Origin of the sequence: Micromonospora sp. NPDC051296 (assembly GCF_040682255.1) — a bacterium.
Classification (GTDB): Bacteria; Actinomycetota; Actinomycetes; order Mycobacteriales; family Micromonosporaceae; genus Micromonospora; species Micromonospora craterilacus.
Window position 1 is genome coordinate 1 of record NZ_JBFBAO010000340.1, and the last position, 7,573, is coordinate 7,573.

General features: G+C 70.6%; 8 protein-coding genes. 6 read left to right on the forward strand and 2 right to left on the reverse strand.

Annotation, left to right across the window (positions count from 1 at the left end; genetic code table 11):
* Nucleotides 1–60: 60 nt before the first annotated feature.
* From AB0M52_RS27060 to AB0M52_RS27085, 6 genes are all read left to right on the forward strand, one after another.
* Nucleotides 61–1,005, forward strand: a complete 945-nt coding sequence (locus AB0M52_RS27060; protein WP_363959252.1) for an aldo/keto reductase — start codon at nt 61–63, stop codon at nt 1,003–1,005.
* A gap of 165 nt (nt 1,006–1,170) precedes the next feature.
* Entirely contained in the window at nt 1,171–2,256 is a 1,086-nt protein-coding gene (locus AB0M52_RS27065) for an iron ABC transporter permease (protein WP_363959255.1), read from the forward strand.
* A gap of 26 nt (nt 2,257–2,282) precedes the next feature.
* Nucleotides 2,283–3,269 carry an ABC transporter substrate-binding protein gene (locus AB0M52_RS27070; protein ID WP_363959257.1) on the forward strand — a complete coding sequence of 329 codons (987 nt, stop codon included), beginning with the start codon at nt 2,283–2,285 and terminating at the stop codon, nt 3,267–3,269.
* Nucleotides 3,266–4,051, forward strand: coding sequence for an ABC transporter ATP-binding protein (locus tag AB0M52_RS27075; RefSeq protein ID WP_363959259.1), 786 nt, complete (start codon nt 3,266–3,268; stop codon nt 4,049–4,051). Before AB0M52_RS27070 ends, AB0M52_RS27075 begins: the two co-directional genes overlap by 4 nt.
* The gene (locus AB0M52_RS27080; RefSeq protein ID WP_363959262.1) at nt 4,048–4,743 is read left to right on the forward strand and encodes a methyltransferase domain-containing protein; all 696 of its coding nucleotides are present in this window, start codon (nt 4,048–4,050) and stop codon (nt 4,741–4,743) included. Before AB0M52_RS27075 ends, AB0M52_RS27080 begins: the two co-directional genes overlap by 4 nt.
* A 58-nt stretch (nt 4,744–4,801) precedes the next feature.
* Nucleotides 4,802–5,461, forward strand: a complete 660-nt coding sequence (locus tag AB0M52_RS27085; RefSeq protein WP_363959264.1) for a TMEM175 family protein — start codon at nt 4,802–4,804, stop codon at nt 5,459–5,461.
* A gap of 347 nt (nt 5,462–5,808) precedes the next feature.
* On the opposite strand, the gene AB0M52_RS27090 is transcribed toward AB0M52_RS27085, so the two are convergent.
* Both AB0M52_RS27090 and AB0M52_RS27095 read right to left on the reverse strand, forming a co-directional pair.
* Nucleotides 5,809–6,909, reverse strand: coding sequence for a nucleotide disphospho-sugar-binding domain-containing protein (locus AB0M52_RS27090; RefSeq protein ID WP_363959267.1), 1,101 nt, complete (start codon nt 6,907–6,909; stop codon nt 5,809–5,811).
* Nucleotides 6,906–7,573: TetR/AcrR family transcriptional regulator (locus AB0M52_RS27095; protein ID WP_363959269.1), on the reverse strand; the 668-nt coding region annotated here is incomplete at its 5' end. The genes AB0M52_RS27095 and AB0M52_RS27090, both read right to left, overlap by 4 nt.

Here is a 7,573-nt window from a genome sequence, read left to right on the forward strand (position 1 = left end):
CCTGGTCCTGGAGGTGGTCGCCACCGCGGCCGGGGGGCGCCTGCCCGCGCTGGACTCGCGGTGAGCCGGATATGTCTGGGAACGATGAACTTCGGGTGGCAGCTCGGGGAGGCCGACAGCCACGCGATCCTCGACCGGGCGGTCGGAGACGGCATCAACTTCGTGGACACGGCCGACATGTACGGGGCCCGGGACTACGAGGGGACCAGCGAGACCTACATCGGTTCGTGGTTCGCCACGTCGGGTCGACGGGACGAGGTGGTGCTCGCCACCAAGGTCTACCAGCCGATGGGCGACGGCCCGAACGATCGCGGGCTGTCGGCGCGGCGCATCGTCGCGGCGTGTGAGGCCTCACTACGCCGGCTCGGCACCGACCGCATCGACCTCTACCAGATGCATCACGTCGACCGCGCCACCCCGTGGGAGGAGATCTGGCAGGCGATGGACCTGCTCGTCGCGCAGGGCAAGGTGCTGTACGTCGGGAGCTCCAACTTCGCCGGCTGGCACCTGGTGGCCGCGCAGGCGGTCGCGGATCGGCGGCGCTCGCTCGGCCTGGTGTCGGAGCAGTGCAAGTACAGCCTGCTGACCCGACACGTCGAACTGGAGGTGGCACCGGCCGCGCAGGCGCTCGGGATCGGGCTGCTGCCCTGGTCGCCGCTGGCGCAGGGGGTGCTGTCGGGTGCCCTGCGCAAGCACCGCGACGGCGCTGCCGGCCGGACGACCTCACACGCCGCGGCCCGGGTGCTGGAGCACCGTCAGGCCCTGGAGCCGTACGAGGATTTCTGCGCCGAACTGGGCCTGCACCCGGCCAGGGTGGCGCTCGCCTGGCTGCTGTCCCGCCCCGGCGTGACCGCGCCGATCGTCGGCCCGCGCACCCCGGACCAGCTCGACCTGGCGGTCGAGGCGCTGGAGACGAGGCTCGATGATGACGCCCTGGCCCGGCTGGACGAGCTGTTCCCGCCGGTGGGCAACGGCGGCCCCGGCCCCGAGGCGTGGGCCTGGTAAGGCGGACGCCCTGCTCAGGTCGTCACCGTAGGCCGGCCGATACCGGGGCAGGCCAGCCGGACAACCCCGGGTGAACAACAACTCACTCGGCTTCCACTCCCTTGATCTTGCTGTTAGCTTTTGCCAAGTCTTTGCAAGAGCCATGGGATTGCATGTGGAGGTACGGTGACGGCCACCCTGCCGACGGGTCAGGAGGACCTGCTCGGTGTCGCAGCGCAGCAGCGCCGGACCGGGGCCTGGCTGCTCGCGCTGACGGTCGGATTGATCCTGACCGGGGTGGTTGCGGTCGGGTCCGGAGCGATCGGCATTCCCCCGCTGACCGTGGCCCGGATCATCGGGCACCAGCTCGTCGGCCTGCCGGGCGAAGTGACCTGGACCCCGCCGCAGGAGGCGATCGTCTGGCAGGTCCGGCTGCCCCGAGTGCTGCTGGGCATGCTGGTCGGCGCCGGACTGGCGGTGTGCGGGGTGGCCTTGCAGGCCATGGTGCGCAACGTGTTGGCCGACCCGTACCTGCTGGGCATCAACTCGGGAGCCTCCAGCGGCGCCGCGGCGGCGATCCTGTTCGGGGCCGGCGCGGGATTCGGGCAGTACGCCCTGTCCACCAGCGCCTTCCTCGGTGCGCTCGCGGCGTCGCTGCTGGTCTTCCTGATCGCGCGCAGCGGCGGCCGGGTGACCTCGATCAGGTTGCTGCTGTCCGGGGTGGCCGTCGGTTACGCGCTCTACGCCACCACCAGCTTCCTGATCTTCGCCTCCGGGTCCGCCGAAGGTGCGCGCTCGGTGATGTTCTGGCTCCTCGGGTCCCTGGGGTTGGCCCGGTGGAACGCCCTGCTGGTGGTGGCCGCGGTCGTGCTGGGCGGCACGATCATCTACCTGACCATCGCCGGGCGGCGGCTCGACATCCTGGCCATCGGTGACGAGACCGCGCAGACCCTGGGCGTGTCACCAGACCGGTTCCGGATGCGCCTGCTCGTGGTGGTCTCACTCAGCGTCGGCGTGCTGGTCTCCGCCGCCGGCAGCATCGGGTTCGTCGGGCTCGTCGTGCCGCACCTGGCCCGGCGCATCGTCGGGGCGCCGCACGTACGCGTGGTGCCGGTGGCCGCCCTGCTCGGCGCCATCCTCCTGGTCTGGGCCGACGTGGTCGCCCGGGTCCTGCTCGCCCCGCAGGAGATCCCGATCGGCATCATCACCGCCCTGCTCGGCGCTCCCTTCCTGCTGCTCCTGATCCGCCGACTGCACGCCTCCGGCGCATGAGCGCCCCATTCCGTCGAGGAGAATCGATGAAGGCAACCCGTCTCGCCGTCACCGCCACCACGTCCGCCCTCGTGCTGCTCGTCGCCGCGTGTGGCGGCGCCGGTAATGAGCCGGCGGCGGCCGGCCAGGGCAACCCGGTCACCGTCACCAACTGCGGGGTGGACGTGACCTTCGACGCCGCGCCGCAGCGGGTCGTGCTGCTCAAGAGCGCGGCCGTGCCGTACCTGCACGCACTGGGCGTGCTGGACCGGGTCACCGCGCGGGCCGGGCAGTACCCCACGGAGTACTACGACGCCGCGACCCGCACCGAGCTGGACCGGATCCCGCTGCTGACCGACAAGACCGACACCAGTGGCCACCTACAGATCTCCAAGGAGGTGGTGATCAGTCAACAGCCGGACCTGGTGCTCGGCGAGGTCGACAACCTCTCCCGCGACACGCTCTCGGCGGTGAACATCCCGCTGCTCGAAGAGCCCGCGATGTGCCCCGACAGCACCGACGTGCCGACCTTCGACAGCATCTACGCCCAGATGCAGACGTACGGCAAGGTGTTCGGCCGCGAGGCCGAGGCCGCCACCGCGGTCACCGCGCTCAAGGAGCGGATGACCAGAATTCAGACCGAGGCGGGTCCGTCGTCCGGACGCACGGCGGCGGTGCTCTACCCGACCGTCGGCGGAGGCACCACGTACGCCTACGGCACGGCCAGCATGGCCCACCCGCAGCTGGAGGCCGCCGGCTTCCGCAACGTCTTCGGCGACGTGCCGGAGCGGGTCTTCGAGGTCACCGTCGAGGAACTGCTCGGCCGCAACCCGGACGTGCTGATCCTGCTGTACGGCGACGGCGACCCCAAGGCCGTCGAGCAGGGGCTGACCGGTCTTCCCGGCGCCGAGAAACTCAACGCCGTCCGCTCCGGCAACGTCATGACCCAGCTGTTCAACTTCACCGAGCCGCCGACTCCGCTGTCGATCGACGGTCTCGAGCGGATCGTGCAGCGGTTCAAGGCCGGCGCGTGATCCAGGCGTCGGGAGTCTCCTGGCGCTATGGCGCGAACCCCGTGATCGACGGGATCAGCGTGACCGCGCGGCCCGGCCGCGTCCTCGGGCTGATCGGCCCGAACGGCAGCGGCAAGACCACGCTGCTACGCCTCCTCTACGGGGCACTGCGCAGCGGCACCGGGCAGGTCCTGGTGGACGGCGACGACCTTTCCGGCCTGCCGTCGCGGGAGGCCGCCCGCCGGCTGGCCGTTGTCGTGCAGGAGACCGGCGGCGAAACCGCCCTGACGGTGGCGGAACTGGTGCTGCTGGGTCGCGGGCCACATCTGTCGACGTTCCAGCGTACGGGCCCGGCGGATCACGCGATCGCCGCCCGGTGCCTGGCCCGGGTCGGCGCCACCCACCTGGGCGCTCGGGCCTTCGGTCGGCTCTCCGGCGGTGAGCGCCAGCGCGTGCTGATCGCCCGCGCCCTCGCCCAGCAGGCCACCCACCTGCTGCTCGACGAGCCCACCAACCACCTCGACATCCGCTACCAGCACGAGATCCTCCACCTGGTACGCAACCTGGACACCTGCGCCATCGTCGTGCTGCACGATCTCAACCTCGCCGCCCGCTACTGCGACGACCTGGTGCTGCTGGGCCGGGGCGGGGTGGTCGCCGCCGGCACCACCGACGAGGTCCTGGACCCCGCCGTTCTCGAACCCGTCTACGGCATCGGCATCCAGCGCCTGGAACTCGACGGCGCCATCCACCTGCTCTTCCACCCGATCGACCATCCCGCCGACGAGAGGATCGCCGCATGACCACCCAGGACCGCATCAACGCGTACTGGACCGGCCGCGCGCCGGGCTACGACGAGTACCAGCAGCGCCCCGACCGTCTCGCCGCCGACCAGCAGGCATGGTCAGCGATCTGGGCCAAGGCGCTACCTCCCGCGCCCCTCGACGTGCTCGACGTCGGTACCGGCACCGGGCAGGTCGCCATGGTCCTCGCCGGACTCGGCCACCGCGTCACCGGCATCGACCTCGCCGACGGCATGCTGGACCGCGCCCGCCAGCACGCCGCCGCCATGGCCAACGGTCCGGTCATCCAACACGGCGACGCCGTGCACCCGGACTTCCCGGCCGCCAGTTTCGACGCGGTGACCAGCCGGTACCTGATGTGGACGCTGCGCGAACCGGAAGCCGCGGTGGCGAACTGGGCACGCCTGCTACGCCCGGGCGGCACGGTCGCGGTGGTCGACAGCACATGGTTCCCGAACGGCCTGGACAACGCCTCGGAGAACTTCGTCGGCTTCTACGACGCTCAGGTGCAGTCCGCGCTGCCCCTGGCCACCGCAAAGTCCATCGACCACACCGTGGCGGTGCTGGAGCGAGCGGGCCTGGCGGAGGTCACCGTCACCCCCTTGACATCGATCTTCGACCTGGACCGCCAGTTCGGTGTCGCACCGAATCACGAGCACCAGATGCAGTTCCTGGTCACCGGCCGAATCTGAGCGGCCGGCGTACGCGAACGACGGCGCTGGAGGGTGTCCGGTTCGCCAGAATCAGAGCATGAGTGAGGATTCCGCGGGCGCCGGCGCACCGCAGCGCCCCGACATCCACCAGCGCCGTCAGCGGACGCTGCAGCGGATCACCACGTTCACCGACGGGGGCGTGGCGATCGCCCTGACCCTGCTGGTGCTTCCGCTGGTCGACTTCGCCGATCAGAGCACGGCTCGGCAGTCGGTGGCGCAACTGTTCTCCCAGCATCTCGGAGACATTCTCTCCTTCGTGGTGTCGTTCCTGGTCATCGCCTTGTTCTGGCGAACACACCGGCACCTCTACGAACAGATCGTCGATTACGACGAGTTCCTCCTCGTGCTCAACACGGCGTGGCTGATGGCGGTGGTCTTCCTGCCGTTTCCCACCGCGCGGCTCTTCGTCGAGACGCGCCTGCGCACCGATTCCGCGGTTCTCTATCTCAGCAACATGCTTGTCATCAGCCTCCTTGCGCTCGCTCAGGTCTGGTGGGTCAACCGCCATGCCAACCTGCGGGCCTCCTCGAGTCCGGGAGGGGCGCGGGCGCTGGCACCGCCCGTCGCGCTGTCGGTGATCTTTGCCGTGGCAACCCTGGTCGCGCTCGCCTGGCCGACCGCTGGGCTGCTGGTACTCGTCTGCCTGCCGCTGGTGCAGATACTCGCCGCCCGACTCTCCAGATCACCTAGAAAGTGAGCCCGGATCGAACGCCCCTTGGAGCACCGTGCGCCGAACAGTAGCCCAGCATCACCGCGACCCTGCGTAACCACAACCCAGACCGCCACCGGTCACCCCACTCGCCCCTTTGCTCTGCTTCAACCCAGGCGATAGCACCCGACCGGCACCAACACGGCGGACCACGACCACAGCATGCGCCAGCAGCAGACACAACCAGTGACCATTGCGCCGGTTGTAGCAGAGCAAAGGCGCACAGGGGACAGGGGTCAAGGACGGGCAGACCAACGCCAGCTGTGACGATCAAGAGCCTTCCGGCGGAGACCACTCGGCTGGACGAAACCCATAGGGACACCCCCGCTGGCGGGTCAGGTGACCTGTTCGAGCAGCTTGGCGGCGGTGGACGCGCCGTCTGCGGCCCGTAGCCGGCGGCCGATGGTGGCGGCGGCGGTGCGGTGGGGGCCGTCGCCGAGCATGTGCTCGATGGCAGCGCGCAGAACGGTTGGCGACGCCGACCGGTTCACGACCGTGGCCGCGCCGGCGCGGGCGACGGCCTTGGCGACCAGCGGCTGGTCGGCCAGCGACGACATGGGGATGAGGACCATCGGCAGGTCGTGTGCCAGGGCCTGCATGGTGGTGGCGTGGCCGGCGTGGCCGACGACCATGCGTACGCGGGGCAGGATCTGCGAGTGCGGCAGGAACCGGTGCACCTCCACGTTGGCAGGGGCCTGAAGCTGCCGCGGGTCGACGCCGTGCCCGGTGGTGAGGGTCACCCGGACGGGCAGGTCGGCGACGGCCCGGAGGAGCGAGGTGAGCACCGTCGACTGCCCGACGTAGTAGACGGAGCTGAGGCTGATCAGGATGTGCGGCTCGTCGGCGTCATGTGGAGCTGGTGTGGGCGCACCGGGTGGCCAGACCGGGCCGGTGAACACGGCGTTCGCCGGCACCGACTCGGCCAGTTCCAGCTCCCGCAAGGTCACGATCAGGTTCAAGGCGGACTGGTCCCAGAGGCGGCTCGGCGCCAGCCCTTTCACGCGCCCGGCCAGGCCGACGGCGCCACGGTCCAGCCCGTTTCGCAGGTAGGCGTACAGCGTATGGGTGAGGGTGACCTGCCGGACGCCCAGATCCTGGGCGGCTCTGATGGCGCCGAGCATCATGCAGTCCACAACGGCCACGTCGGCCGGTTCCCGGCGCAGGCTCACGGCCACATCCGTGCCGCCGGCCCGGTCGGTGCACAGCCGCAGGTACTTCCACGCCCACTGGGCGTTGCCGGCCGGAGCGGTCGCGGACCACGGGCGCGCCTGCCGATAAGGCTCGAATGGCAGCCCGCCGGCCGTCACCGCGTCCCGCTGTTGCGGATGGCCCAGCACCCGGACGGTGTGACCACGCCGGCGCAACTCGGCGGCGATCCCGAGCGCCGGTGGCACGTTGCCGCCACCGTCCCAGGTGACGAAGAGAAATGAGGTCATCGTCGTTCTCCCAAGATCGACGCGATCAGCCGCAGCACTCGTTGTTCGGCCTGCTGCCGGGGCAGGCGGCGATCGCGGGTCAGCAGCTTCCAGGTGTAGAGATCGGTTGCGATCACCAGGAGATCGATGATCGCCTCGTGCTGGTCGGCCGGCCGGATGGCCAGGCTGGGCGCGAACAGCTCGCGAACCCAGTTGTCGTGGAACTGGCGGCCCTGCGCGGTGACGGCATTCGCCTTGGCGCTGCCGCCCTCCTGCGCCAGCAGGCGCAGCATGGTCTCTCCCCAGCGGTCGTAATGGTCGAACAGCGCCGACACGGCTGCACCCACGTCTCCGGCCGGCGCTGCCCGTTCGGCGGCGACCTGCTGGCGGGCGTGCGCGACCGCCGCCTCGAACAGACCGCCCCGGCTGCCGAAGTGGCGTAGCACGGTCTGCACGCTCACCCCGGCCGCCGCGGCGATGTCGGCGAGCACGATGTCGACTGACGCTTGCCGCAGGACCAGCGCCACCGTCTGGTCGAGGATGCGCCGGCGAGTGCCGGCGGTCGCTGCCGCCCGCGCGGTCTGCACGTAGGGGCGCCGCCCGGCGCCGCCGCCGACCGTCCCCGCGCCCCGGCCGCCCACCACGACGCCCGCCCCGCTGCCGCTGCCCACCCCGAACCCGACCC